This is a genomic window from Weissella thailandensis, assembly GCF_005405465.1.
GTDB lineage: Bacteria > Bacillota > Bacilli > Lactobacillales > Lactobacillaceae > Weissella > Weissella thailandensis.
In genome coordinates this window covers 1-26,232 of record NZ_BJEC01000001.1, presented here as the reverse complement: position 1 = coordinate 26,232, position 26,232 = coordinate 1, and the positions used below count along the sequence as shown (strand labels likewise).

24 protein-coding genes and 5 pseudogenes are annotated in these 26,232 nt (G+C 40.7%); 7 read left to right on the top strand and 22 right to left on the bottom strand.

Features of this window, described 5'->3' with window-relative positions; genetic code table 11:
• Positions 1-172: 172 nt before the first annotated feature.
• The 8 genes from FFM62_RS00135 to FFM62_RS00100 are packed head-to-tail and all read right to left on the bottom strand — an operon-like array spanning position 173 to position 10,499.
• Complete coding sequence (locus FFM62_RS00135) at positions 173-691, bottom strand: hypothetical protein (RefSeq protein ID WP_115471620.1); 519 nt, start codon at positions 689-691, stop codon at positions 173-175.
• Between the two features lie 23 nt (positions 692-714).
• A complete protein-coding gene (locus tag FFM62_RS00130; protein ID WP_133296310.1) occupies positions 715-1,845 on the bottom strand; it encodes a TrbL/VirB6 family protein in 1,131 nt (376 codons plus the stop codon).
• Positions 1,739-2,797 carry a pLS20_p028 family conjugation system transmembrane protein gene (locus FFM62_RS00125; protein ID WP_115471618.1) on the bottom strand — a complete coding sequence of 353 codons (1,059 nt, stop codon included), beginning with the start codon at positions 2,795-2,797 and terminating at the stop codon, positions 1,739-1,741. The genes FFM62_RS00130 and FFM62_RS00125 overlap by 107 nt, the downstream gene beginning before the upstream one ends.
• Before the next feature lie 18 nt (positions 2,798-2,815).
• Positions 2,816-5,899 carry a type IV secretory system conjugative DNA transfer family protein gene (locus tag FFM62_RS00120; protein WP_115471617.1) on the bottom strand — a complete coding sequence of 1,028 codons (3,084 nt, stop codon included), beginning with the start codon at positions 5,897-5,899 and terminating at the stop codon, positions 2,816-2,818.
• Positions 5,896-7,428 (bottom strand): AAA family ATPase, encoded by a 1,533-nt coding sequence (locus FFM62_RS00115; protein WP_115471616.1) that lies wholly within the window; start codon positions 7,426-7,428, stop codon positions 5,896-5,898. The genes FFM62_RS00120 and FFM62_RS00115 overlap by 4 nt, the downstream gene beginning before the upstream one ends.
• Complete coding sequence (locus tag FFM62_RS00110; protein ID WP_115471615.1) at positions 7,425-8,024, bottom strand: hypothetical protein; 600 nt, start codon at positions 8,022-8,024, stop codon at positions 7,425-7,427. The genes FFM62_RS00115 and FFM62_RS00110 overlap by 4 nt, the downstream gene beginning before the upstream one ends.
• Positions 8,021-10,255: a toprim domain-containing protein gene (locus FFM62_RS00105; RefSeq protein WP_115471614.1), complete on the bottom strand. Its 2,235-nt coding sequence runs from the start codon at positions 10,253-10,255 to the stop codon at positions 8,021-8,023. The genes FFM62_RS00110 and FFM62_RS00105 overlap by 4 nt, the downstream gene beginning before the upstream one ends.
• A complete protein-coding gene (locus FFM62_RS00100; RefSeq protein WP_115471613.1) occupies positions 10,245-10,499 on the bottom strand; it encodes a hypothetical protein in 255 nt (84 codons plus the stop codon). The genes FFM62_RS00105 and FFM62_RS00100 overlap by 11 nt, the downstream gene beginning before the upstream one ends.
• Before the next feature lie 424 nt (positions 10,500-10,923).
• Between FFM62_RS00100 and FFM62_RS00095 the strand changes: the two genes are divergently transcribed.
• The 7 genes and pseudogenes from FFM62_RS00095 (at position 10,924) to FFM62_RS00070 (ending at position 14,043) form a co-directional block, all read left to right on the top strand.
• Positions 10,924-11,178 (top strand): hypothetical protein, encoded by a 255-nt coding sequence (locus FFM62_RS00095; RefSeq protein WP_115471612.1) that lies wholly within the window; start codon positions 10,924-10,926, stop codon positions 11,176-11,178.
• Positions 11,179-11,180: 2 nt separating this feature from the next.
• Positions 11,181-11,612 (top strand): hypothetical protein, encoded by a 432-nt coding sequence (locus FFM62_RS00090; protein ID WP_115471611.1) that lies wholly within the window; start codon positions 11,181-11,183, stop codon positions 11,610-11,612.
• The gene (locus FFM62_RS10050; RefSeq protein WP_165845929.1) at positions 11,612-11,761 is read left to right on the top strand and encodes a hypothetical protein; all 150 of its coding nucleotides are present in this window, start codon (positions 11,612-11,614) and stop codon (positions 11,759-11,761) included. Before FFM62_RS00090 ends, FFM62_RS10050 begins: the two co-directional genes overlap by 1 nt.
• A gap of 44 nt (positions 11,762-11,805) precedes the next feature.
• Positions 11,806-12,006 (top strand): DpnD/PcfM family protein, encoded by a 201-nt coding sequence (locus FFM62_RS00085; RefSeq protein WP_115471610.1) that lies wholly within the window; start codon positions 11,806-11,808, stop codon positions 12,004-12,006.
• 338 nt (positions 12,007-12,344) lie between these two features.
• A complete protein-coding gene (locus FFM62_RS00080; protein ID WP_115471609.1) occupies positions 12,345-12,626 on the top strand; it encodes a hypothetical protein in 282 nt (93 codons plus the stop codon).
• A gap of 209 nt (positions 12,627-12,835) precedes the next feature.
• On the top strand, positions 12,836-13,078 hold the full coding sequence (locus tag FFM62_RS00075; RefSeq protein WP_115471608.1) for a hypothetical protein: 243 nt from the start codon (positions 12,836-12,838) through the stop codon (positions 13,076-13,078).
• A gap of 282 nt (positions 13,079-13,360) precedes the next feature.
• Positions 13,361-14,043, top strand: a pseudogene (locus FFM62_RS00070) (IS6 family transposase).
• 427 nt (positions 14,044-14,470) lie between these two features.
• Here FFM62_RS00070 and FFM62_RS00065 read toward each other — a convergent pair.
• From FFM62_RS00065 to FFM62_RS10225, 14 genes and pseudogenes are all read right to left on the bottom strand, one after another.
• Positions 14,471-15,802 carry a dihydrolipoyl dehydrogenase family protein gene (locus FFM62_RS00065; protein ID WP_115471607.1) on the bottom strand — a complete coding sequence of 444 codons (1,332 nt, stop codon included), beginning with the start codon at positions 15,800-15,802 and terminating at the stop codon, positions 14,471-14,473.
• 77 nt (positions 15,803-15,879) lie between these two features.
• Positions 15,880-16,851 carry an ABC transporter ATP-binding protein gene (locus FFM62_RS00060; RefSeq protein WP_115471606.1) on the bottom strand — a complete coding sequence of 324 codons (972 nt, stop codon included), beginning with the start codon at positions 16,849-16,851 and terminating at the stop codon, positions 15,880-15,882.
• Positions 16,852-18,378: an ABC transporter permease/substrate-binding protein gene (locus FFM62_RS00055; RefSeq protein ID WP_115471605.1), complete on the bottom strand. Its 1,527-nt coding sequence runs from the start codon at positions 18,376-18,378 to the stop codon at positions 16,852-16,854.
• Positions 18,379-18,569: 191 nt separating this feature from the next.
• Positions 18,570-19,891: pseudogene (locus FFM62_RS00050) on the bottom strand (ISL3 family transposase).
• 158 nt (positions 19,892-20,049) lie between these two features.
• Positions 20,050-21,945 carry a mercury(II) reductase gene (merA, locus tag FFM62_RS00045; protein ID WP_115471604.1) on the bottom strand — a complete coding sequence of 632 codons (1,896 nt, stop codon included), beginning with the start codon at positions 21,943-21,945 and terminating at the stop codon, positions 20,050-20,052.
• A 28-nt stretch (positions 21,946-21,973) separates the two neighbouring features.
• Positions 21,974-22,366 (bottom strand): mercury resistance transcriptional regulator MerR, encoded by a 393-nt coding sequence (gene merR / locus FFM62_RS00040; RefSeq protein ID WP_115471603.1) that lies wholly within the window; start codon positions 22,364-22,366, stop codon positions 21,974-21,976.
• Between the two features lie 393 nt (positions 22,367-22,759).
• A complete protein-coding gene (locus tag FFM62_RS00035) occupies positions 22,760-23,002 on the bottom strand; it encodes a transposase (RefSeq protein WP_075269746.1) in 243 nt (80 codons plus the stop codon).
• Between the two features lie 291 nt (positions 23,003-23,293).
• Positions 23,294-23,971, bottom strand: a pseudogene (locus FFM62_RS00030) (IS6 family transposase); the annotation flags it as partial.
• Positions 23,972-24,148: 177 nt separating this feature from the next.
• A complete protein-coding gene (gene lspA / locus FFM62_RS00025) occupies positions 24,149-24,595 on the bottom strand; it encodes a signal peptidase II (protein WP_048729591.1) in 447 nt (148 codons plus the stop codon).
• A gap of 98 nt (positions 24,596-24,693) precedes the next feature.
• Positions 24,694-25,356 (bottom strand): CadD family cadmium resistance transporter, encoded by a 663-nt coding sequence (locus tag FFM62_RS00020; RefSeq protein WP_075269747.1) that lies wholly within the window; start codon positions 25,354-25,356, stop codon positions 24,694-24,696.
• A 136-nt stretch (positions 25,357-25,492) separates the two neighbouring features.
• Positions 25,493-25,678 (bottom strand): DUF2933 domain-containing protein, encoded by a 186-nt coding sequence (locus FFM62_RS00015; protein ID WP_075269748.1) that lies wholly within the window; start codon positions 25,676-25,678, stop codon positions 25,493-25,495.
• Positions 25,675-25,899, bottom strand: coding sequence for a DUF2933 domain-containing protein (locus FFM62_RS00010; RefSeq protein WP_002307648.1), 225 nt, complete (start codon positions 25,897-25,899; stop codon positions 25,675-25,677). The genes FFM62_RS00015 and FFM62_RS00010 overlap by 4 nt, the downstream gene beginning before the upstream one ends.
• Positions 25,883-26,086, bottom strand: a pseudogene (locus FFM62_RS10455) (prolipoprotein diacylglyceryl transferase family protein); the annotation flags it as partial. The gene FFM62_RS00010 and the pseudogene FFM62_RS10455, both read right to left, overlap by 17 nt.
• A pseudogene (locus FFM62_RS10225) lies at positions 26,070-26,232 on the bottom strand (IS3-like element IS1163 family transposase); the annotation flags it as partial. The pseudogenes FFM62_RS10225 and FFM62_RS10455, both read right to left, overlap by 17 nt.

The following is a 26,232-nucleotide window of genomic DNA, read 5'->3' as shown; positions in this document are numbered from 1 at the left end:
ACGGGACTAAAACTTCGGCCTCCGAAAATTAAATTAAGTAATTTAAATTGAAAGTCAAATTTGTTCGTACTTTTATGTCCGGATTCTTGACATAGGAGCCTATACGTAATCGTATAACACTACGTATACTTATAATTATACTTAAACGTATACGCTTAAGTATATTGTATCATTAACGAATCAAATCATTGGCGTTCTCTTTAACATCGGGATCTTTTTGTGCTTGCTCGGGACTATTAAAGTACCAATTAAAAGCTAAATCAGAATCATAGGACATATTTTCATTGAACTTACTGTTGTCAAAAAGTGCCGTATGAATCTGACCTAATATACCGTCACCTTTCACTTTATCGATCAAGCGTTTATCGTTGAATAATTGATTAGTTCCTAATTTAGTTTTTTCATTATAGTTACCTTCTGGCAGATGATTCTTTGCTTTACCATTTTTATAAATAAAATAATGTTTTATTTGTTTTGCCGACCAAGTCGTCCGATACAGCGTTGGATCGTCCTTCCTCAAATGCACATAATGGCCCGCCGGCGCTTTTTCAAATTGTTCATCAATTTCCAGTTTGCTAAACGCTTCGTCTGATAAGGGTTGGTTATGTTTATAAATACCGTATGACACACCACCCGTTATAACCATGAGTGCTGCGATGATGCTAATAAGCCATTTCATTTTGTTACTCATTTTAATCCTCCATCATGCCCTGACTATGATCGTTTCGGATTATCTTTTTTCGGATAAGCCTGACGCAAATCATTTTGTACTTCCTTTTCAAGTCTATTATACACAGCATTTGATGATTGCCGGGTAGCTGACGTCTGTCTAGTTGGTTGACCACTACTTTGACTACCAGTACTTGCTGGTGTTGGTCTAGGTGGTGTCACAGCTGGCTTGGCTGCATTTTGCGGGCTACCACTAGGGTTTGTGTTACCCTGTGATGCTGTTTGACTGCTACTATTCATCGCATTATTGGGTACTTTAAGTCCCGGTTGGTTATTAGTACTTGTACCTGCACTCGTACCATTAGTTGTACGAGTTGTTTGCCCGGTCGTTTGACTTGACTGACTCGTGGTTGCTGATTGACTACTACCGCTGCTACTGTTACTTAATGAGTTACTTGGTTGTGTGCCAGGATTATGCGCTTGGGCGGGTGTCCGCAGGCCATTAGGGCCAGTCATTTGACCAGCCTTTCGAGATTCTGCACCAGGCGCTTGTTGTCCGTTATCTTCACCTTTGTTCATAGTCTCATGAGCACCACCAGTTGCTTGTGCTTGACTGGCAGCTGCATTAATGGGCAAGCCAGTTGCGCTGTTTTCTGAACGTGAGGTCGTGTTATTTTTTTGAGTACCTAGGCCTTTACCAGCACTAGCAGATTTTGCATTGGACCCTGCTTGTACTGCTTGTTGCGTCGCTTGATTATTCTTACCTGCTTGGGCAATCTTAACTTTCATCGACTGGGCACTACCCACCATTTTTTTACCACCTTTTGCAGCACCACGCGTAGCACCACCAACCATATGTGCTGCGGCACCCGTGACGCCCTTAGTGGCTCGACCTACGGTTGCACCTGTGGCAGCTGCCCCAATTAAACCACTGGCAGTATTACCATGACCCGTTGGCATACCAGTCCAGTCATCAATCAAAGCAAAACCAGAAAGTATCCCTTTACCAGCAGCTAATAGTAACGCCACACTGATAATCGTGTAAGGTCCCCATGATAGGTTTTGGTCATTAATGGCTGTCATACCCCATTGCACAAATGCAAAGAATAGAATAAGGTTCAACGGCAACAGTGCCATGCCTAAAATGCTGCCTTCCATCACGTGTAATATCTGCATCGCTTTTTTTACCCTCCATGTCACGAAAAGCTAAAGCAAGTAGAGTTAGTGAATAGTAAGCCAGTCGGAAGAATCGGACAATTAATTCAATAATTGCCAAAAATCCGACAATGGCAAAGACAATCTCGGCAGCGATAATGCCAATCCAATTCACTTTTACTCGTGGATAAACTTCCTCGGTTCCTTTCAACCAGCCACCTTTATCAACTTTTTCAGGTGTACTTTCTCCCTGTTTCTTTGCGAAAACATCCTTTGCCTGCTTATTTTTGATACCTTTTTTGGCCTTATCGTCCATTGTATCTGTAAAGATAGACGATTTAACAATGGCGTTCGAGGATGTTTTTTTAATCGGACTGTAATCGTGAATATTACCTTCTTTGACCTTAAAGTCGACTTGCGCCACCTTTTTGAGATCAACCGAATTATTTTGCCAAATATCAGTTAGAATACTATGGCCGCCTTTTTGTGCCGACGAGGTATTTGTCCCTAACATGGCCTGATTCATACTTTTCGCAACCTTAGTTCCTCCTGAAATCAGTAGCGGCACCATGGCAATGATAATAATGGCCGTGACAATACCAGATGGCCATTCTTTACCTCGTCGACCTGATGTTAAATTAAATTGGATTAATTGAATCGCCATCATGACTGCTAAAATAATAATGCCAATCATGAAAAATGTGCCAATGTACTGAGTTAAGCTATACCCTGAAATATCTTGCCCCGTCCCATCTGACTTGGTAAAAATTATACTAAACTGGGCTAGTTTCCAAGCAGCATTCCACGCTGTTAAAACCGCGTTGGCTAAGTCATAACATAAATCGGCAATTCCTTGGCACATCATTTGTAAAACCGACAAAAGCATCCGGGATTTCGGTTGTAAATAGTCGGCCCATGACTCATAAAACGCATTAGTGGGCCCATTTGCTGGCAGTGGTACCAATCCTATCATGTGTTTTCCCTCGCTTTCTTAATTTTCTGCTCCTTGTACATCACGTAATTCGGCAATGGTCATCATCAAATTAAAACAACGGTCATCATCAACCAGAAAATCACGCATCGCTGCTTGTTGGTTTAATTGCTCATGGCGCTTAAAGAATTTATGTGCCACGGCATCTGCTTGCACTGCTACCTTATCGGTATCAGCCGTTATGGCCGGCGTATCTAAAGCGTCGGCAATGGCATCTTCTACTTGCTGAACAAACGCCCAATTTGCTACTTCCATTTTCGATATTAAAGGATCATTAGCATGTTGTGCAAATTCACGTTGCCAGACAGTAAAATCGTCAATTTCTTCATCATCAGCAGCGTTAGATTCATTAGTTGCAGTTTCCTGGCTTTCAGCCACCTCGTTAGTTTCACCAATTTTATCGTTGCTTGTAGTATCAGCTAACGTTTGATTTTGTGGTTCAGGTATAGTCGTTTGTGTTTGCTCTGTTAACTTATCGTCCTCGTCCGTCACAATTTTTTCCGGATTAACTTGCGCAGCTAATTGTTGATAGTAACCACTGTAATCTTGGAAAATATCTTGATAACTTAAATGCTTGGTGTTGTTCTTAATCCGCAAGTCAGTGGTGTAGTAATCCAAACGATAAGTCTGACCAATGAGATCACGCGCATTGGGCATCAACGTTTTCCCAGTATCAAAAATTGGTAGTGGTCGGATACGGCGCCACTTTTTATCGTTACGTTTAGCCGTTCGCATAATCACCATTTCTCCATCGTTCAACTCCTCTAACTCTTTGGCTGATAACAACGGCATTTTATCAATGGAAACCTGACGATTACCTTTATCTTGTTGCTGTTCACCCATCTGTGAGTTCACAATTTCCTTTTGCACCTCAATCTCACCTAGACGATCCGAAACGGCTTGGTTAGTATCCCGGTCCTTGGTTTGAATATGGAATTGCGTCAACATATTGTTCATAATTTCTTTAGCTTCTGACTCTGAATAATGTTTAGCGACTTGGACGTCATCTTGCACATACATATCAACGATATGACCGTAGGTTAAACCACGAGTTAAGAAATTATCAAATCCCGGAATAGAAAACTCATTTAACTTATAGATAATCTGCCGGTCCATCTTACGACGGGTAATTTCCGAGGCAATTTGCGTATTAACAGAGAAAACTTGTCCTAAGAACAAGGATGCAATTGCAGCATAGTTATCGTTACTTTGTGGTGTGACGATAAACACAGCTTTGGGCTTTTCTGAATAGCGTAAGCTAAAAGTAGCGGGTACCTCATCATTGATTAAATGTTGTTGCAACGGATAACTGACGACTTGCTTAACGGGACGTTGACTTTGTGGATCCACTTTAATTTGGTGATTTACCTGGCGTTTAATGCGCTTTTCACCACTAATTTGGAGCCATGATTTTTGTAGATACTTGGGATTACCCTTATCGGCAAAATGAATTTTGATTAACCAATCATCCGGAAAGACATGCTGGAACGGATATTGGATAACCCCGGCACGACTGACTTTTACAGCATCCTGTTCCAAATAATGTCCTTGGGGTGCGTCATCTTGACGTTTGTAAAGTTCCACCATGGCGGTTGCTCCGGCATAATCCGTAGGGACATTAACCTTTAACATGCGGGGAAAACCGTAATCTGAAATTTGGATGGTTGAACGAGACGTTAAACGGGCCACGGTTTCTGACGCAAACAAACTTGAGCGACTTTGTAAAGTAAACATGACGGATGATTTCGTATCACCCGTTGCACCTAAGTAAGAACCGGCTTTTAGAATGGCTTCGTTAATAATCGGTGGCATCGGGTCTAATTTGCGTAGCATATTGAAATACTGCGTCAAGCCATCCAAATTTTTATCCTTCGGATCATTAAATTGATTAACTGAATTAATAAATTGTGGCACGCCGGCTGGCGTGGCTAAGGTTTGGTCATCCTGCTCCATCGCTAACCATAAGAGAATCAAAATAATCGCTAGTTGCGTATCTTCAGCGGTTTTATCCCAAATATCATTCCCACCTTCAGACGAACTCGATGAACCAATAATTTGTACAATCACCATTGCTTCATCACGGGCCTTATCTAATTCACCCGCCATTGCATAATTCAAAGCAACTTGAAACGGGTTCCACGATTCAGACCAATCTGTGTCGGCAATGTTAAGTAATTGCACTTCATATCCGGCTTTTTGGAGCGGAATAAATGACATCTTGGCATCTTCATTTTTTGCATCGGTATCAATGATATTGGGTTGAATTTCGGCCCGTCGCATAATATCAATAAAAATATAGCCGCGGCGTTGGTCCTTACCAGAACGGGTTGCCCCGGTGGTAATCGCGTGTGTCGGTTTGGGATCAATCCAGTAAAAGCCTTGAAAACCACCTGCAACCGTGAGTTGGGCATCAAAATACTTGTTTAACAATGGTAGTCTCATTAATTGTGGGCGCACTTGCTGGTACCATTTGGGAAAGCTTTCGCGATTTAAGCCCAGAGGGGCTTTGACCACTTGTTTTAGCCAAAGGAACGGATGCAATTTGAAAAAAGCAAACGCATATCCCGAAATATGACCAATTGGTTGACCGGCTGGCCCCTTGTAAAACTTGTTACGGTCCGGAATTAACACGTAAGTCCGTTCAATTTCATTCAGTGTCGCCCAGCGATTTTGATTAGTTGTGCGATCACCAAATTTTTGGACCCAGTCATACCAATTTTTAACCCCTAACCGGCAGAAAATCGCAAACATGACCAACATAATCGCCCAAATGATGTAAGACTGCTCATGTAAAACGCCTCCTGATAAGGAAAACATCACATATTGCTGTAAACAATCCCAACTGAAAGCGGGTTTAAAATACACATTAAATAGATTTAAGGCCATGTTCCCCAAACCTGAACGAATGATATACCAAAGCGCCCCGGCTAACGTCCCCACAAGTAGCGCCATCACAATACCGACTGCACAATAACCAATAAAAATTACGAGTTGAAACCAAAACTGCCCGCGCAAACGGATTTGACTCTGCTTTTCATATGACCGGGCTTGCTCATAACGATTCCCAAACCATTCTCGACTCATGCACCAACCTCCTCTAGCTTAATGGGTAATTCTGCTTGTGTGACGACCGCTTGCCAGCTACCACGTGGATGCGTCGCATCCGGTGGATTTCCCCAAGCCCGAAAGACAAAGGAATGCCCGTTCACTTGGCCGGTTCGTCGTTCATGTAAGATAGCCGTTGCCATTTGTGATTCAACAAATTCCATAATGGCGTCATCTAATGGCCGCACACCTAAACTTTTGCGATAGCCCTTATCCACTAAGAAATCAATCAATGGATGCGTTTCAACTACCCGGTCATTCACAAATTCTTGGCCACTGGCAAAACTGGGAATTAATTGACTAACATCTTGTGGCCGATAAACCAATTGATAACCTTGTCGTTGCGCTTGGCGATTAAGTTTGGTTAATTTCAAGTCAATGATTCGCTTCACATCTGGTACTTCTAGAGGTTCAAAAATAATCGTAGCCCCAATACGACTGATAAATTCTTGCCGTAAATCAGCTCCTAACAAGGCATTTTCAAAGTTTTTACTGAAGGTCACTTGGTGTTGTGGATCATGACGATAGCTCTCACTTTTGGCAGCTCGTTCGATAATTAACTGATGTCCAATATTTGTGGTCATCACAACAATTACATCTTTAAAGTTAATTGTTTGGCCGCGTTCGTTAGTTAAGCGCCCATCATCAAGAATTTGTAGCAATAAGTCCAACACCATCGGGTCCGCTTTTTCAATCTCATCCAGTAACAAAACTGAATAGGGATTAAACTTAACCGCTTCAGCAGCTCGTTCAGCAAACCGCGCCATTGATTGCTTGGCAAATTTAAATTCCGACATATCAAAGCGAATTAATTGCCGTTCGTCTCCAAAATAATGCACGGCTAAGGCTTTAGCCGTTTCCGTTTTTCCCACACCGGGTGTACCGGCCAGCAGAAATGATAATGGCTTACTCATATCACCTAATCCAGCCGCACGCACGCGAATACTCGTGACAATTTTCTTTAAAGCGGCATTTTGCCCCATCACTTGCCCTTGCATCCGTTCATATAACTGGAATAACCGGTCATTATCTTGTTCAGTTAAAACAGACATGGGTACTCGATAACGTTCACTGATGATACTGGCCACATCTTGGGTTGTTAAGACCGAACGGTCATTCATTTTTGCCTCAACTAAAGCATTATCTAGTAAGGTAATGGCCTTTTCCGGAAAGAAATGCGTGGTAATGTAGCGATCAGAAAACTGAATGATTGTCTCAATTACCTCATCCGGTACGGTCAGATGATCTGGATTAACCGCAATAATGCATTGTAAAGTGATCCGGGTTTGTGCTGGTGTAAATTCATCCAGCATGACTTTGTCAAATCGACGTTCCATGGCATTATCCGCTTCACCTAATACCGCGGCACTATTTTTCTTATGTTGATTTAAAATTCGGACCAAACGACCCAGTTCAACATCACGGCCAAAGGCACCGTATTCAGTTGGATCTGCCGCAATTACGTGGTTTAAATTCGTAGTAAAGACGTCTAAATAACTGGTTGTCATGCGTCATCATCTCCTCCCAAGGGTAAATCACCATCCTGACCCGCAACGCGGGTTTGTTCTGACAGTGAAACGGTTTTGGTTGGTTGTTGTTGTTGCTTTTGTTGCAGCTGCGCTAATTCTTCAGCCGTAAAGAGTTGTTCAATCCCTTGTCCTTGTTGGCGGGCTTTAATATTCGCGCGGCGTTGTTCAGCTTCTTGATCCAGTTCGGTTTGAATATCTTGCATCAATGAGTCATCTTGTCGAATAGCATCTAAGCGTTTTTCTAACGCTGCACTAGCTTTCTGTGTATCCATAAAATGCTCTCCTTGTAATTCCATGTTTTGGGTTGCTGTTAAAGTCGGGACTAAATCTGCTGGAATGACTTCTGCATCAACAGGGAAAACATTAACTAATGTCATTTGTTGATCAGCAGGTTGCATCGTAAATTCATAGATTTCATTTAAAACGGGATCACCCGCTGGAAATAACACATGATAATGTTCAGCCGTGACGGGTAATTCTAGTAATCCGTCCGCTGCTTGTTCAGTATCAACGCTTAACATATACAGTCCGTTGCCTTGGGCAATTTGGACTAACTTACCTTGTATTGTGGTCATCTTGCTTGTCCTCGTGTTTTCGTTTCATTGGCTTGATCTTGGGTAACCTGGTTTGTGGCCATTTGCACAGCGGTTGGCCGTATGTTAGGTACCGCCCGCCGGGCATTCGTTATTTGTTGGCCATTTGTGATGCGATCTGATAAATAATTTGTGATTGACGTACTCGCTCTGGTCACATCGGTCATCAAATTAGGTGATTTCTCTTTTAGGTCGGAAAATTCCTTTAAGTGATTAGTCCAATCACTCATATATTTTTCACTAATATCACCAGGTTCCACGCCGACATTTTTTAAGAGCACATAACTGGTCATTTCAGCTTGCAACTCTTGCACCCCGTTAGGGATCTTGTCATCACTTTGTTGATGTAATGCCGTATGGCCCATTTCATGTGCTAACGTGGCAATCCGATCCGTCACGGGTAAATCTGGGCGTAAAATAATTGTTGGTTCATCCGGTTTTTGCCGATTAATCGCTGTCGCCCCTTTGGCTACCCCGTGACTCGTCATCGGCTTATGATCCGCTAAGAATTTAATTGCCCCTTGGTCTTGGTCAACCACCCGGGCATGTTGTTCATCTTGCGCATACTTTTTAAGTGTTTGATAAACGGTTTCCAGGTGTTCCGCTGATTGATCAGTGGCTAAATTAACCGGCCGGTTGGGTAACAACTTCGGTAAGTCATTCAATTTCGCATTGGTTTGTTTGACATCAAACACCGTTTCAATTGGATAGTGCTTGACCGTGCGCGTTTCTAAATCACCGGCTTTGGCTTGTTGGCGTTGTTCAGCAGTGGCATCACGCCAGTACACACGATCACCTTCGGGAATCACAATACTTTGCAAATTCTTAGGGGCGCCATAAATCTTCATTCCCTTTTCGCCCTTATTAACTTGAATGCGCCGTTCAGCAAATTGTTTATAACCCATGACGATGGTGGCATCTTGACGTTGTCCATAAATCAATAACGTATTGCGCGGTGAATAGTTTTGGCCCTGGGCCACGAAATCCAAATAGTTTTGCACTTCTTTGGGATCATTCTGATAATTTTGCACACGCGTCAACGCATCTTTAATAATTTCTTCATTCCGTTCACGACTCTTGCCCTTACGGTCATCACGCCGTTGTTCACGCGTCTTGCGTTGTGGTTGTGCAACTTGCTTGTCATCAGTTGCCGGTGCTTTAGCAGCCGGCTTAGCTTGTTGTGTAAACGTTTCTAGTGCGGCTAATTGTTGTTGGTTTTCAACCATTATGAGTGTTTTAATAGCGAGGTCATGTGCCTTTAATTGATCGTTCCAATCTTTACCTTGTGTTGGGAGTTGCCTAATATTTGTCATACCTTCAAATTGCAACATATCAAAGGGTGCTGCTGTTTTAAACCCGGCTAAATCATTATCCGTTGCTAAAACAAGTTGCTTGGGTAAATGGCCGTTTAATTGCTTCATGCGATCTAGTTGAGACAATACCTTTTGGTGATCCGTCCCCGATAGTGATAAGAAAGTTGTATTTTTATTTTGAGGTTCCGTAAAATGCATCTGTGCATATGAGAGTGCATCAATCGGTGATTCAAAAACAATCAACTGATCAGCCCCATTTCCAGTGTGAAAGTTATACCCGTAACGGGTATCGGATCCAGCGGCGACCTTCTTTTGCGTCCCACGCTTGCCATATTTTTCAAAATTAATTTCAGTCCCTTGTTGATCTAAACCGACGACTTGGTCATTTTCATCGTGCCATGGAAATAAAATGGCTGGTTTTTGCCATGCCTTTGTATGCCGGTCCTGTCTTGGCTTGCCTTGTTTGATAAAATCAGCATTTGCCAGACGTTGTACAAACGTGGCATCAAAGCCTCGTTCATTTACCAAATAATTTTCTGAATTATTCGTCGTTTGCGCGGTACGCCATCTTTGCCAATTAAATTGATAATTGTCTGTTGTTGCAGGTGTTTCGTACTTCGCTTTATTAGCTGCATCTTGCCCATTGTAATGGCGCCCATACTCTGACCAACGGACCCATGCTTCTTTAGGGGTTACCTCCTCATAAGCGGCAATAAAATCTCCTAAATCACCAGATAATTGCTTTGAGTTCCAAAAAAAGACGTTTTTATCAGTATTAATAACACAACTATCATGATCAACTAGCCGCACACGATTGTGTTCGGTGGTGTAATCAATCCCTTTGTAATCTAAATAGCCTTGAATCGGTAAGGCTTTCATGGCGGCACGATTAATGGTCATCTAATTCACCTCCATCCGCTGTTGTCGACGTTGTAGTATCAGTCGGTGCGACTTGGGCAATAAACTGCTCAATCGTTCCTAAATCATCAGTGTGTAGATTATCTTGTAACTTTTTAACTAATTCTAGTTGGACTTGTTGCTTTAATTCGGCTACTTCGCCTTTTAAGACCTTAACTTTGGCCTCGGCATTGGCTAATTCAGTTTGTTTCTTGTCTAAACGCATTGCTAATTTCTTTGATACCATGTGCAATCTCCCTTAAAAATTTTTTTAATTTCTTGATTCTAGGGTTATCGTAACGAATTTTTTAAGGCCTATGTAAAAGTGTCCCAAAGAAATTTTTAACAGTTATACAAAGAAGATTTATTAATAACCCCAGGCCCCGCAAGCGGGGGTCCAAGCAGGCTTACGCCTGCCACCACCTGATGTCACTGGGCCTGCCTTATGTGCCTATCATTTATAGCATGACAGCAGTTAGTCCTAAGTCGCTAGCGACTAAGGACAACTAGGACCAAACACAAGGGTAAAAATAGCACGGCTACGCCGCCCTTGTGCTTGGTCCCGCTATCTGCTAAAAATTTCCCGTCACAACGACAAACCCAGCAACAACAGGTGGTTGCTGGCAGAAAAAATTTTTGTCACACCTAGTCAACATTAAAGGAGTTTTACTATGTCTCAAAATTTAACCGATTTTTCATTAACGTTTTTAGCATGGCGTGGTTTTCGACCCACACCGCTACCTTTTGCAAATGATAATTTTGCTGATATTGATTTATCAACTGCAGAAATTGATAACTTAATAACCGCTTTACAATTAGCAAAAGCTCATCATGAACAAGTAACCATTCGCTTAAGTAATGCCGACTATGAAAAGGATGTCGAAAGTTTAAAAACATTGCTTAAATACGCTGAACAAGGAGAATAACCATGACCAAAACTTATTATGATGATTTTACAAAACTACCCATTGCTAAAATGGCACAAGCTATGGCAGATATAACCTACGGTTATCAAGAAACAAAAGTCCCAAAAGAACACTACAAAAAAGCTTTAGGAACTGGTTATGAAGAAGTGCTATCGGCAAACGTCAGTGTGAAACTAGTCGAAACGATTTACAACATGTTAATTGGCTTACAAAAAGAAAGCCCCCGGTTATTCTTTCAAGCCTTAGTTTTAATTGATACCGGCGTTAAACCCAGTACTATGTCAGCTAGTCAGTATCAAGCGTTATCCGTTGCCACTGATGAATTTGAGCAAACAAAAAAGGCGCATATGTTAAATGAACAAACACATACAACCTTTAATGAAGTATTAGAAAATGGCACATTGTATCGCTTTAAAAATGAAGGAGACAACTAATGAAAGTCCGTGTTTTATTTGAAGAATATCGTCAAAAAGAAGTGACCCTTGAATTAACTCCTGAAATGAACATTGATGATTTAAGTCAACAAGCCATGCTCATGTACGATAACGGCGAGATTAGCCTAACCCCAGATGACACGCAATAAGTTCATCTACATGTAAAAAACGATTTTGAAAGGTAAGAAAAACCATGAAAAAAGAAATTTACGTCACATTTGAAGAAACATTAACCCGTACGGTTGCGCTAACAGTCGATAGTGAAAACGAGCTTGACCAACAAGTACGACAAGCCTACCAGAACGAACAAGTCGTGTTATCCGCGACTGACTTAACAAATGCTCAATATCTCACCAATACGCCAATCACTGACAACGATTGGGTTGAAATCTAAATCACTGGGGCGCACTGCGCCCTTCCCTGTGTGCCCCAGTCCCCGCAAGCGGGGCTCCCTTGTACCCCCGACCCCACCGGGGCCAAACGGTTTCGCTCGGCGCAACCGTCTTAAATTACTACACCTTTCTTTTTGCCATCCAAACTCTAATATAGGCAGTGATTGCTAAGGGCTAATGCCCTAAGCAACACTACGACCAATGACAAGGGTAAATAGCACAGCTCTGCTGCCCTTGTCATTGCCCAGTGCCTATATCACAATTCTCCTGTCAAAATGAAAGTTTGGTTAGTTAATCAAAGCCAATTGACCAACAGAAAAATTTTTAGAGAGGCAACTACATGATAAAGACAACCGTTACAACCCCAGCAAACACCTACCAATCATGCGTCCAACAACATCTCAATCAAGTTTCGGTTGATATTGACGCCAACACCCTCAATTTAGTAGCAGCAACCTTTCGGTTAACGGTCAGTGATACCGCTATCGCCCACTATTTTGTAAATTATTTAGGTGGTATCCTAGCGATGGCATTTCAAGACACCATGTCTGATGCCCATTTTCTATCAAATTTACAGCAAATCATTAATCAAGAACTGCCTAATTGGCAACGCAGCTATTAAAACCTAACAACTACTGCAAAAACTGAATCATGTTATATTAAACCTAGGAACGTGGCTGCCTTAAAAGATCGCTCTGGCAAAAAAATGCTCCTTTAATGCATGACAATTAACTTGAAAACAAATTGTTGACACCTGTGTGCCAGAACCCCTAACTCATGGTTGAGTTGGGATACATATGTCATTAAGAACCGACAGAAAGGAGGCCACTGATGCCCTACTTCATTTTAATTATCTTCTTTGCCATTTTTTGGGTGTTGCTTGGCTGGACGGCCAAACTCGTTGCCTATATTTTTGGCATTATTTTAGGCATTGCTAAGTTAATATTAGGACTATTAGGCAAGTTATTCATGATTTTATTAACGTGGTTACTCTGTGGCATCGCATTTTGTCTTGGTTGGTCATGGCGTTACATGCACAATAAATGGCAACAATATCGCTTGAATCAACCCTAAATTTAATGAATGGTCTAGATTGTGAAATTTCGCAAAATTTTTGCTTGTGAACTTGGCTGCCAACTAAAAAATGAGTTTGTGAATTGACGTGACTGCACAAACCATTGACAAGCCCGTCAAATCGACAACTAACTATAACCATTGTTATGTCAAATTATTTCATTACAATAAAAAAGCGACATTACTATAAGTTATGTCACTTTTTAATATGGTTCTGGTGCAAATTTTCCTCGCTGACTTGATTTTAGTATACTGGGTGCCAAGAAACGAGGGATTGCGCGCATGAATCACTTTAAGGGACGCCACTTTCAAAAGGACATCATCTTAGTAGCCGTTGGCTACTATTTCAGATTCATCTCAGCTATCGTGACATCGTTGAATTGCTTCGGGATCGGGGTATCACTGTTCATCACACCACGGTCATACGTTGGGTTCATCACTATGGCCCCATCTTTAAGGCTCTATGACGTCGGCATCAAACAGCTCACGCTAAAAGTTGGCGAATCGATGAGACCTATATTCGAGTTAAAGGCCGTTGGGCCTATTTGTATCGCGCTATTGACAGTAACGGTTTGACCATGGATTTTGAGCTACGAAAACACCGCGATTATACCGCATCCTATCACTTTTTGAAGCGTCTCTTGACGACCAATGGTCGGCCTGATCGATTAGTCACTGATCAATATCGGGCAACACTGAAAGCAGTGAAGCACCTGATAAAGCAAGACTATTTTAGCAAATCAGCCCACCAATGTTCCAAATATCGAAATAATTTGATTGAACAGGACCACCGATTCATTAAACGTCATCGTATCCGCTCAGCAAGCTTTCAAAGCATTCGAACCGCTAGTGCAACGTTGAGCGGTGTGGAAATTGTTCACGCAATACGCAAAAGAACCCGACGAGAGTTAAGTCTCATCGGGTTCTCAGTCGTGGACGAATTAGAAGCATTGTTAGCTGCATAACCTTCAACATAGGATCAATAGCTGGTTAGATGGTCATCTCTCACACTGTTTGCACCAGATCCACTTAGATTACTCTTTATTGAATCTTGGCCTATATATGAATCATACTGCGAAAAACCTTCTCTAATAAAAGATCATAATTAGTTGTAAGAATCATTTGGGGCGTAACTCCTTGTAGCGCTTTTATTTCAGGGTTATTCCAAAGACTATCGCTGTTCAATTGTGCATCATGTTTCTCTATGATTTTGCTAATTGAGTATTTTAAAAAAATATCTTTATTCTCTGTTTCAGAGAATAAATAACCAGGATACTCTTTTTTGTGTTCGGCGAATTGTCAAACTAAGTGCAACGGTTTGTCAAAAAATACTTCATATGGGGTTTCATAGTTTAACACTTTGCGAGGACGTTGATTTAATTCAACCACACATTAATACAAATATTGTAAGTCACTAGCCGGCGTTGGGTAAGCCAATACCAACCGTTGTAAATCTGGTAAAGTCACGTGTTTTTCAATTAACAACGTGAAGTAGTTAATCATCTCGTCGGCAACATCACTTAGAAGGGTAGCACCCACAACCTGCCCACTCGCTTTAGCAACCACTACTTTAGCTTGGGCTTGTTGTGCGCCAAAGCGGTAATAAGTGAACCACTTCGTCATATCAAGTGTATTGACACGATACTCATCTGGATGCTCAGTCGCCGCGGCCGCTCTGATCCCGACTTGCGCTAACTTGGGCGCTGCAAAAACCTGCGTTGGCACAACGGGATACTTTATGGCTGCGCCGGGATGCGTCAACTCACCGACCAGATAACGCGCTTCAAAACCTGCAACTGGCGTTAACTTCGGTACCGGTGTATCGCTGACATCCCCAATGGCATAAATGTGCGGGTTGGCCGTCTGCAAATGATCGTTGACTTGAATCCCATGCCGATCAAAGGTAACGCCCACGTTGGCTAGACCTAACTGGTCCGCGTTCGGAATCCGTCCCGCTGAGCTGATGACCAGATCCGTTGTCAGCTCGAAATTATCAGCTGTCAATTGTAGACCGGTCGCCGTTTTAGTAATTGCTTGGACATCCGTATTCAAGTCAAACGTGATTCCATCAGCCGTCATTGCGGCCATCAAATCCTTAACCAAATCTGCATCAAAAGCTTTTAACGGGCGGTCATTATGATGAATCACGTGCACATCAGCGCCAGCGGCATTTGCAATCGTCGCCAATTCAAAGCCTACGTAGCCACCACCTACGAATGTCACGCGTTTAGGCATCTGGTCCAAATCTAAGAAGTCAGTGCTCGTCTTAAAGTATTCGTGCCCGGTAATCGGTAGAATCGCCGGACGCTGACCAGTGGCAATCACGTAATCAGTCGCACTGACTACTCGATCCCCGACCGCTAACTGATTGTCGGATTGAAAGTGCGTTTGACCATGTAACGTTGCAATATCTTGCCCCTTTAGTCCGTTCAACGTCCCATCGTTGATGCCATCCGTATAGCCTCGTTTATGCGCCATCAGTGCTGTCCAATCAATTTTGGGCGCACCAATCAGGCCCCGCCCTTGTAAATGTTGCGCTGCTTGTCGCGCTTCGACGGCGCTTAATAGGATTTTCTTAGGGTCACAACCGCGGTTAGGACAAGTGCCACCCCACAGATCCGCTTCAACGATCAACACTGTCTTGCCCTGAGCCTTTAATCCGCTAGCCATGGCATTGCCGGCTGGTCCGCCACCAATCACAACAATATCGTACTGTTCCGCCATTCGAAATTCCTCCTTAAATTCATTAGCGACCATCAATTATCACAACCTAGTGTAACTGATTCATCCTTAATTGACGATTAAGATACTTCTTCATGTTGACTCAAGTAAGCCACGATTCGTTGGCTATCCAAATAGCCAACAACCCGATTTTCTTCCGTGACCGCCACATAATCGTGATCTGTCAATGCCGTAAAGGCGGTGCGTAACGTGGCTTGAACGTCTAATGATTGAATCCGACCACTCGCAACACTGGGTTTTTCTGTGAGATAACCCTGAATAAGCCCTACACGCCCAACGTAGACATCATAGACATTTTTAGCTCGACTCGCGCCAAAGAAGTTCCGCACAAAGTCGTTCACTGGATGCTGAGCCAGAGCAGCCGGCGTATCGACTTGTATTAACTGACCGTGTTGCATGACACCGATCCGGTCACCCAACTTCAACGCCTCATTCATATCATGCGTCACGAAGACGATCGTGTTGTGATAGCGGGCGTGTAGCCGTAAGACCAAGTCTTGCAATTGTTGCCGCGAGATGGGGTCTAACGCACTAAATGGTTCATCCATCAAAACAATATCTGGTTGCGCCGCAATCGCCCGTAAGATACCGATGCGTTGCTGCTCACCACCGGATAATTCTGACGGCATCCGGTCACGGTATTCCTTTGGATCGAGGCCAACTTCCGCCAATAGCTCATCAATCGTTTGATTAATTTCCTTATTAGCTGTCCCTTTCATTTCTGGAATCACGGCGATATTTTGCGCCACCGTCATCGTTGGGAACAAGGCAATTTGCTGTAAGACATACCCCATTTGCCACCGTAGACTTCGGACTGGTATCGTGGTTGTATCAGTACCATTAACTAGGATTTTACCAGCCGTCAATGGCTCTAAGCAGTTGATCATTTTAAGTGACGTCGTTTTGCCACTCCCAGAAGTCCCTACCAAAACAAATAGCTCACCCTGGTCAATCGTTAAATTAAGGTCGGGAATCACAGTCTGCCCATTAAAGTCTTTCTGGACGTGTTGAAATTCAATTGCCGTTGTCATTTAACGTCCCTCCTTCAATAAACCGTGCTTCACAAGATAGCGATGTGCAACCGTCGAAGCGGACTGCTTCTTAACATTGACTTCATAGTTCATTTCTTGCATATCAGTTTCTGAAATCTTTCCTGCTAACTTATTCAACGCTTTAACGACCTTAGGATGTTTGTTGGCAAAGCTCGTCTTCATCAACGGTGCCCCTTGATACGTTGGGAAGAAGTGATTGTTATCCTTCAATAAGGCCAAGTGATACTGCCGTAATTCACTATCCGTCGCATAGGCATCTACCAAGTTGATTTTCCCCTTACTGATAGCTTCATAGCGTAGCGCCGGCTCCATCGACTTTGCAGTCACGTCTAACCCATAAGTCTTCTTGATTCCTTTTAAGCCATCATTACGATCAATAAACTCTAGGGTCATTCCGGGTTTCAGAATCGATTCAACTTGCGTTAAGTCGCTGATTGTCTTCAAATGATGTTCTTGTTGAAATTTCTTAGTCACTGCCAATGCGTACGTATTGTTATACTGCATCGGCTTCAAGTAAGTCATTTGTTCCTGTTTAGCGAGGCGCTGTTTGGCGAGCTGATAGGTCTGGTTAGCTGTTTGACCAGCTGGGTTATTTCCCTTAACTAAGGTCTCCAGCACCGAGCCAGTAAATTCAGGATAAATATCAACCTGATTATCCTTTAACGCGCTGAATAAGAACGTGGTCTTGCCAAAGTTAGGCTTGAGCGTCACATGAACATGCTCATCTTCAGCTTCAATCAGCTGCTTATACATATTAATCAAGATTTCTGGTTCAGAACCGAGTTTACCTGCAATCGTAATTGTTTCAACTCGATTGGCATAAACACTATAAGCCCCGCCACCACCTAGTAAAGCTAAAATACCGACAAAGACAATTAAGGCGTGGCGTGGTTTAGCCGTTTGAAACCACCGAACGAGCGCACTCAGCAGAATTGCTAACAATGCTGATGAGATAGCCCCAATCAATAATAACGAGGTATCATTACGGTCAATACCGAGCATGATAAAGGTCCCGAGACCCCCAGCACCAATCAAAGCGGCCAAAGTAGCCGTCCCAATAATTAAGACGAGCGCGGTCCGAATCCCAGCAATGATCTGTGGTAGGGCAATGGGTAGTTCAACTTTAAACAACTTACGCATTCGTGACATCCCAAAGGCATCGGCGGCCTCTTCAATTGAGGCGTCAATTTCTGAGATACCCAAATAAGTATTTTGAAAAATTGGCAGTAAAGCATAGATCACCAGCGCAATTACTGCTGGCACCGTTCCAATCCCAACTAACGGAATCAATAACCCTAACAGTGCCAAAGACGGAATCGTCTGTAAGACACTCGTGAGCTGTAATAATCCCTCGGCCCACCGTGGTCGTCGAACGACCCAAATAGCCAACGGAATCGCAATTACCATTGCGATGACTAATGATGCTAATGAAATCCCCAGGTGTTGCCATAGCGCAGTCAGCAAATCCCCGCGTCGATCTATAAACGTCTGTATTAATGTCTGCATGCTAACCTCCAGTGCTCACCTTTATTGCTTAATAACTTCTTAGTTATCCATGTATTTAATCGTAGCATAATGCGCCAAAAATCATAGTAATACGCACCGGCAATTCACTAAATTTTGTAACTATTGTAGTTTCACGTTAAAATTATTCATTAATTTAAAATGGGTATTCGGATTTTATGGTGGAAAAGGGCTTATAAATCACCCTTCTCCAAATTCTTAATAAGTGTGGAAAAATCGACACCAAAGTTGTCTGTAATGTCGTGATCATTCACTTCATACCAATTGAAAGTATCGTATAACATAGCTTTATTGAAAGCACTTGAATTAAATCGTGGCTTACGCTTTTTATGGAGCTTCTCATTGAAAAGGATTTTGGCTCGTAAGGCATCAAACGAGTAACCTCTACCCATTCGCTCTACCTGCCTAATAATGCTGTTAATTGACTCCGTATAAGCATTAGTGAGCCTTTTATCAAAGTAGTCGAATATTTCGACATGCCAGTTGTCTACGGCTCTCACGAGGTCTTTATATGCGTCTTTAGAGTTGCTGGACATACAACGGTGTCTCCATTGACTATAACGAAGATGACCTTCATCTGGATCAGGAGTATCCCATATCCAGTAAAACTCTTCTTTGAGTTCATAGGCTTCTTTTAAAGCAGGAAGATTACCTAACCAAGTATCTAAGAGGAATGATTCACATTCATTTAAATCGTGTTTACGCTTTAGAAGGATAAACCTTTCACGCATAAGGGTACGTCTTTCTTTTTGGCTCATATGGACTTTCAAAGACTTCCTGACGTTATCTAAGGCTTGATTAGCCATTCTAACTACATGAAACTTATCTACGACAACTTTAGCGTGTGGAAGGATAGGGTTCACTGCGTCTTTATAGGGCTTCCACATATCCATTGTGACGTACTCAATGTAAGTCCTGTCACTGATTTCTGAAAGACGTTGGATGACTGTTTCCTTGTTACGGTTAGGCTTGATGTCATAAATAGTCCTGCGTTCAATATTAGTCAATACAAGCCGAGGTCTACGGATAATATGTATCTCGTCTATCCCAAGCCACTTAGAAGTTTCAAACTGGTATTCACGTTCTTTGAGTGCCACATAGTCCTTAAAAACGTTCCTAATGGTTTTCTCGTCAACACCAACGCTTTCTGCGACTTCTACAAAGGTCTTAGACATGGATTGCTCTTGAATGGACTTTAAAAGCCTTTTGGTCATACTACGCTTTTCATCTACAGATATTAGGCGTTCCAGAAGGTAGATCCGCATTCACGACACTTGTATCGTCTACGGTTCAATTGTAAGCCCACTCGCTTTAAACGAATGGGCAAATCCATAATTAGTTGATTTCTTGAACTGTGTTTGTACAACTTGTCAAAACCACATTCAGGACAACGTTCAGGTGGTCCGACTGCTTCAACTTTAAACATCATATCGGTTTCATTTTCTTGTGGCGGCTCTATTGTTTTAATGTCTGGTAGGGATAATAAGTCTGACATATTATTCATCCTTTATTACTCTGCGGTGTTAAGGTATCAATTATAGATTTGATGTCGAAATCATCAGTGTTAAATTATTTTTTGACCACAAATGTACTTAGAAAATCCCTTAAAGCATTAGCTGGTTCACTTGAATAGGGAGTTGTAAAAAAGTTCCCTTAGCCTGCACAGCAAGATAATTTCGAAACATCTTTATCAAAAGTTAGGACAGCCAGCTTCAATCCTTCTGCCATTGTTAGATATGGAGCCATCGTTTCTCTCAGATCTCCAACAGTTAAACCGAATTTCACAGCTAATGTTGCTGCATAAATTACGTCTCCTGCGTTTTCTGCCACTACATGCGCCCCTAACACTTTCAATGTTTTCGCGTCTGCCACTAATTTGAAAACACCTGTTGTTTCCCGATTAACGAGCGCTCTTGGAACAGCATCCAACGGCAATACCGATGTTTTCACTTCATATCCTTTTTCTTTTGCCTGTTGATCCGTTAAACCAACCGTTGCAATCGATGGAGAAGTAAACGTAACGCCTGGAACCACTTCTAAATTGACCTTTTGATTTAGTCCTCCGATTGCATTACGAGCAGCAAGTCCACCTTCATAAGCAGCTACATAAACAAATTGGGGACCGAGAGTGACATCTCCAGCTGAATAAATTCGGGAATTGGTCGTTTTAAGATAATCATCAATGACAATTTCACCACGGGAACCAACTTCAACGCCTGCTGCATGTAAGTTTAATGATTCTGTATTTGGTTTTCTTCCAGTAGCAATTAGCAATTGTTCTGCTTCAATAATTCGCTTTTTACCATTTATCTCAACATGAACTTTTTTAATGTCTCCATCTTGCTCAACTCGTTCATAGGTTGCACCTGTTACTAAATTAATTCCCTGTTCTGTTAAGGCCTTAGTAATGGCTTCTGAAATTTCAGGATCGTATTCTTTTAATAGACGCTCGCTTCTTTGAATCAAAGTGACTTCTGACCCGAGGTTATGAAATAGTTGTCCTAATTCCATGCCGATATATCCTGAACCAATTACGGTAAGACGATTTGGAACCTTCTTTAATTCCAATAAGCTAGTGCTTGTTAAATAATCTACTTCATCTAATCCGGGAATATTAGGTGCAGTTGAAGAAGCACCTGTAGCTATTAAAAATCTTTTGGCTGTGATTTGATTGCTATTTACTTCAACTGTATTTTCGTTTACGAATTTTGCTTCACCTTTTATTAATTCAAAACCATAATCATCAATTAAATTCACATATTTTTCATTTCGTATCTCGGTTACTAAATCATTCTTTTGTTTTACTAATAGCGCTAAATCAACATTTGAAGCCGAAGTGTGTAATCCCACAAATGGATTATTTTTTGCTAGATGATTGATTTCCCCTGCTCTTAATAAGGTCTTAGAAGGAACGCATCCGACATTAACGCAAGTTCCACCCACCGTTCCACGCTCAATCATAGCCACTTTTGCGTTCAAAGTAACGGCTTCAATGGCAGATGAAAAGGCAGCTCCACCAGAACCGATGATGATGTAATCATAATCATAGTTACCTTCATCATTTAAACTTACATCTGTCCTTTTTTCCGATTGCACTTGTATTTCTTCTGCTTCGCCCGGTTGATATTGTGCGTCAGTAATCGGTGTTTTCGCGATATCAATGTCTACATCATACGGTAGTTCAAACAGTGCTTCTCCGCGACGAAAGTCTACTTCAATCCCTTTTGCACCTGCATTTTCAAGAGCAACCGCAATATGTTCTTCACAACCAGTGCAGGTCATTCCTTCAACGTTTAGCCGATATTTTTTCAATAAATTCGTCTTTTGTTCCGATTGAAATTCTTCTGCTTCGCCCGGGTGATAGTTTGCGTCAGCAATCGCCTTTATTGCACTTTCAACCTCAATATCATCGGGCAGTTCAAATACTGCTTCACCACGACGATAACTAGACTCAATATTTTTAGCACCTATCTTTTCAAGTGCTGATTCTACGTGTTTTTCACAACCCGTACAAGTCATTCCTGAAATGTTTACCTTAAATTTATTCATAAAAAAGCTCCTTTCGTTAATTAATCTCTCATGTTAATGTTTCTATTATTGGACACGAATGTAATTGCTTTTCATCTGGACATCGTTGTTTTAAGTCGTCTAACATAGTTTCAATTCGTTTTAAATCCTCTATTTGTTTTTGCACTTCCTTTTGTTTTTTAGAAACAAATTCGAACATATCTTGACAACGAACTTCATCTTTATCTACAACACCAAGTAATTTATAAATCTCGCTTAAAGAAAAACCAAGTTCCTGTATTCGTTTAATAAACCCAACACGCTTAACGTCATCATATGAATATATCCGATAACCAGCTTCCGTTCGGTGAGGTTCTTGTAATAAATTTTTTCGCTCGTAATATCTGATCGTTTCTTTATTAACTCCACATTTATCTGCAAACTCACTAATGTGATAAATCATCTTATTTCACCCTATGAATATTATAAACCATGTACCATAGTACACGTTCAAGTAAATTGGACTATTTTATTTTTTTCCCAAAGTATCACTCGTATGTGATTGATACTTTTATATAATACTATTGATTATCCTAACATCCCACCAGAAAATCCGATTTAAACACCAGTTGTTTTTAAACTATTAAGAAAGTAATTCCACTATATATTCCGAAGACCCTTTAAAATGAGGCTGGCTAGTTTTTACAAAGCTATTAGATGAACCACTCAATGGATTATCATTACCACTAAGGAGGCCCCAACAATGGCTACGCGCTTGTGCTAAAAATTGGTTAACTAGCGGCAATCCCACATTACGGACTATTTTTTGGCTAGTAAGATGGCCGCTCAATGCCTGTCAGGCTATGCGTGATAAAATTTCGTTTTCTTCCTCCAAAATAGCGAGACGCTTTTCTAATTGCTTGACATCCTTTAACGTCTTTGACCGACCCTGAATCATGACTGGGGTAGCTTGCTTGACCCAAATAGCAATAGAATCTTTTGAAGGTCCAGATTCCTCTGCCAATGATTTAAGCGAACGTCCTTCTTGGTGAAGTTTAACCAGTGAATCTTTAAAATCTTGTGAATAACGAATTGACATAAAAATACTCCTATACTTTCATTTTACGGACTGAATAAAAATAGTCCATTTTTTTAGTATAAGAGCAAACAGACGGGTTTACTCATTACGACAATCAATATGATGAAATTGACAAAAATAGGAACTTGAACTACTCAAAATGAATAAAAAAACAAGAAGCACTCGAAAAATCTCATGATTTCCAAGTGCTCCTTGTTTTTTGGAGAGCGTAACTAGGTAACTTATGTCACGACTGGTTCTGTTGCAAAGTTTTAGATAAAGAATAAAATCCCTTACGGTATCTATGATTTCAGCTGGAATTCCCAATATTACCTTGATTTCAGTACAGACCGAAAACCCGAAGAGAGTGCCTTCTTTTCGGGTTTTCTTATATAATCCTCGAATGGCTTCCATGCCTTTAATCGTGGTAGAGGCAGTGCGTAAACTTCGATAGAATTTATTGCGTCTCTTTACTGGACGGTGGTCTTGTTCAATCAAATTATTCAGGTATTTAATGGTATGATGTTCTGTCCCTTGATAAAAGCCGTATTCTTTTATTTTCTTAAAGGCACTTGTAATAGAGGGGGCTTTATCTGTAACTACAACCTTCGGTTCATCAAACTGCTTCACTAACCGCTTAAGAAAAGCGTAGGCTGCTTGTGTGTCCCGTTTTTTACGTAACCAAATATCCAAGGTTAAATCATCTGCATCGATGGCTCGATACAAATAATGCCATTTTCCTTTAATTTTGATGTACGTTTCATCCATTTTCCATGAATAAAAGGATTTTTTATTTTTCTTTTTCCAAATTTGATAGAGTAGTTTTCCATATTCTTGCACCCAACGATAAATCGTCGTATGAGAAACGTTAATGCCACGATCATATAAGATTTCTTGAACTTCACGATAGCTAAGGTTATAACGAAGATAGTAGCCCACTGCTACAATAATCACATCCTGCTGAAATTGCTTTCCTTTAAAATGATTCATCGTCATTCCTCCTGCTATCTTTTTCTATTATTCTACCTTATTTGATAGTAGATTTAAAACTTTGCAACAGAACCATAATAACCATGCTATTTCTTTTTTGTTGTTATTTCCTATCAACAATCGTCATACATAGCTGGTTATTCGTGGGATTGAAATTTGCAAAAAACAAAAAAATCTTTAAGTTTGATTATCCTCTAATTTTGACTCTTTATAAGTACTAATAAGAAATAAGATAGCTCCACTAACTAAAAATACATCCGCAGTATTAAAAATTGGATAATTAATAAATGTAACTTCGAACATATCTGTTACTTCCCCAAAAATTAAACGGTCTATAACATTTCCCATTGCACCTCCGATAAAAAAGCCAAAGGCTATACGCGTTAGCTTATCAGTTACTTTACGAGAATAAATAAGACCAACGACTATAACAATAATGGCAATGCTAATTAAGAATATTTTTTGTCCTGAAAAAATTCCCCAAGCAGCACCTGCATTTCGATGAGATGTTAATTGGAAAAAACCATTGATAATGGGAATGGATTGCCCGTAGTCCATAAAATTTCTAACTAAATATTTAACAAACTGATCAATACTTAGTGTGAGAATAATGATCCAATACAAAGTCGTCACCTCAAAGTTTATTTTCTATAAAGATTTATACTCATTACTTTAAAAGGAAAGGGGATATAACAATAAAATTTTTGAACTATTACGGTTAATTAGGAATTTAAATTTACGAAGTCAGACCACAGGTTAGAAAATATATTATTTTCTGCCATGATATAAAATCCTAATCCTATAAACACAATTGGAATAACCCATCGGCCGTATTTCTCAAGTGTTTCAGAAACATATCTAAATCTTGCTAGACGATAGCCGATTAAACACCAAACCGCAACCATTATAAAGAAAGTAACAACTGTAATGACCAGTTGGTTGTTATTTAAAGTAGAAAAGAATGGAACATAAATTCCAATATTGTCTCCACCATTGGCAAATGTGATAAATGCTACACTTAAATAGAACTTATTAAATTTATTAAAACTAGAAAGAATAGCACCTTCATCTTCATCTTCACCCTTTATAAACAGTTTAACTCCTAAATAGATCGGGATTAGTCCTAATAAACCCACCCATTGATCAGGAATGAGTGTTACTCCAAAGGTAGCTAAAAGACTGATTAAAACTAAAAGTGCAAAACCAAGATATTGACCAATGACTATATCTTTAGGATAAATACGATTTCCCTTCACCGTTCGTCCATTACTTGCTTTAGCTTGTGAACTTGCCTGAGAGAACAGCAACATCAAGACAAAAATGTCATCGATATTGGTTACTATAAAAGACCCTAAAGCAGAGAGAATGGTTAAAATTAAATTCATAAAAAAATCCTTTTTAAATTGCTCCATAAACGGAATAATAGATATTTAGTTATGTTAGTTTGTTACACATTCTATTATTCTACCTTATTTGATAGTAGATTTAAAACTTTGCAACAGACCTCACGACTCCTTTAACTTATTTTAACCTTGACTTCAAATAGCTTAGTTCACTACTTAAGATATCATTTTGCTCTTTTAAATTTTCAAGATCCTGTTTCAATTGTTCGTCATCTTTTTCATTATGCGATCCTGAGTGCATACCCCTCATCATAAATATCATCATTATCGGACATAATAAAAGTAATAACCACTGCATTGTCATCGCTCCTTAACTAAGTTCTTTAGAGTAGCAACTTCTTCTTTTAATTGCTCAGTTTGGATTTTTAAACTTGCTATATCATTTTCGGAACCAGTGTGTTTTGAATGATCTTCTCCATGCATATGATGATGCCCAGCATGTCCGTGCCCTTTATGCATAAACATCATTGAGATAGGGCAAATTAGTAGTAATAGTAGTGGTAAGAGATTAAGTAATGCTTCCATGTGAATCTTCCTCCTTAGATTTTTTGAGATAGATGTAAGTTAATATAGAGCCAATTAATAGGACTATGGACAGGACTTGAGCCATTCACAAGTTTGCTGTTAGCATTAAACTGTCGGTCCGTAATCCTTCAATCCAGAATCTCCCGACGGAATATAGTGAAACATAAATTAAAATTATTTTCCCAAATCAATTTAATTTTTTCTTTGAGCTGATTATCAACACGTTCGTGTTGCCTAGGTTGATATCTTTTCCAATGGTAATAGGTGCTGCGCGGTAATTTCAGTGCCGAAAGAATAATTGATAAGCGGTGTCGCAATAACTGATCTTCTATG

Bases quoted from the DNA above. Each gene is read 5' to 3' on its own strand.
- FFM62_RS00105 (WP_115471614.1), bottom strand. From the start codon at position 10,255: ATGACCATTAATCGTGCCGCCATGAAAGCCTTACCGATTCAAGGCTAT.
- FFM62_RS00060 (WP_115471606.1), bottom strand. From the start codon at position 16,851: ATGACAACGGCAATTGAATTTCAACACGTCCAGAAAGACTTTAATGGG.
- FFM62_RS00035 (WP_075269746.1), bottom strand. From the start codon at position 23,002: ATGTCAATTCGTTATTCACAAGATTTTAAAGATTCACTGGTTAAACTT.
- FFM62_RS00085 (WP_115471610.1), top strand. From the start codon at position 11,806: ATGAAAAAAGAAATTTACGTCACATTTGAAGAAACATTAACCCGTACG.
- FFM62_RS00130 (WP_133296310.1), bottom strand. From the start codon at position 1,845: ATGCAGATATTACACGTGATGGAAGGCAGCATTTTAGGCATGGCACTG.
- FFM62_RS00075 (WP_115471608.1), top strand. From the start codon at position 12,836: ATGCCCTACTTCATTTTAATTATCTTCTTTGCCATTTTTTGGGTGTTG.
- FFM62_RS00090 (WP_115471611.1), top strand. From the start codon at position 11,181: ATGACCAAAACTTATTATGATGATTTTACAAAACTACCCATTGCTAAA.
- FFM62_RS00125 (WP_115471618.1), bottom strand. From the start codon at position 2,797: ATGATAGGATTGGTACCACTGCCAGCAAATGGGCCCACTAATGCGTTT.
- FFM62_RS00110 (WP_115471615.1), bottom strand. From the start codon at position 8,024: ATGACCACAATACAAGGTAAGTTAGTCCAAATTGCCCAAGGCAACGGA.
- FFM62_RS00015 (WP_075269748.1), bottom strand. From the start codon at position 25,678: ATGACAATGCAGTGGTTATTACTTTTATTATGTCCGATAATGATGATA.
- FFM62_RS10050 (WP_165845929.1), top strand. From the start codon at position 11,612: ATGAAAGTCCGTGTTTTATTTGAAGAATATCGTCAAAAAGAAGTGACC.
- FFM62_RS00115 (WP_115471616.1), bottom strand. From the start codon at position 7,428: ATGACAACCAGTTATTTAGACGTCTTTACTACGAATTTAAACCACGTA.
- FFM62_RS00010 (WP_002307648.1), bottom strand. From the start codon at position 25,899: ATGGAAGCATTACTTAATCTCTTACCACTACTATTACTACTAATTTGC.
- FFM62_RS00080 (WP_115471609.1), top strand. From the start codon at position 12,345: ATGATAAAGACAACCGTTACAACCCCAGCAAACACCTACCAATCATGC.
- merA (WP_115471604.1), bottom strand. From the start codon at position 21,945: ATGAATAAATTTAAGGTAAACATTTCAGGAATGACTTGTACGGGTTGT.
- FFM62_RS00100 (WP_115471613.1), bottom strand. From the start codon at position 10,499: ATGGTATCAAAGAAATTAGCAATGCGTTTAGACAAGAAACAAACTGAA.
- FFM62_RS00055 (WP_115471605.1), bottom strand. From the start codon at position 18,378: ATGCAGACATTAATACAGACGTTTATAGATCGACGCGGGGATTTGCTG.
- FFM62_RS00135 (WP_115471620.1), bottom strand. From the start codon at position 691: ATGAGTAACAAAATGAAATGGCTTATTAGCATCATCGCAGCACTCATG.
- merR (WP_115471603.1), bottom strand. From the start codon at position 22,366: ATGATTTATCACATTAGTGAGTTTGCAGATAAATGTGGAGTTAATAAA.
- FFM62_RS00065 (WP_115471607.1), bottom strand. From the start codon at position 15,802: ATGGCGGAACAGTACGATATTGTTGTGATTGGTGGCGGACCAGCCGGC.
- FFM62_RS00095 (WP_115471612.1), top strand. From the start codon at position 10,924: ATGTCTCAAAATTTAACCGATTTTTCATTAACGTTTTTAGCATGGCGT.
- FFM62_RS00120 (WP_115471617.1), bottom strand. From the start codon at position 5,899: ATGAGTCGAGAATGGTTTGGGAATCGTTATGAGCAAGCCCGGTCATAT.
- FFM62_RS00020 (WP_075269747.1), bottom strand. From the start codon at position 25,356: ATGAATTTAATTTTAACCATTCTCTCTGCTTTAGGGTCTTTTATAGTA.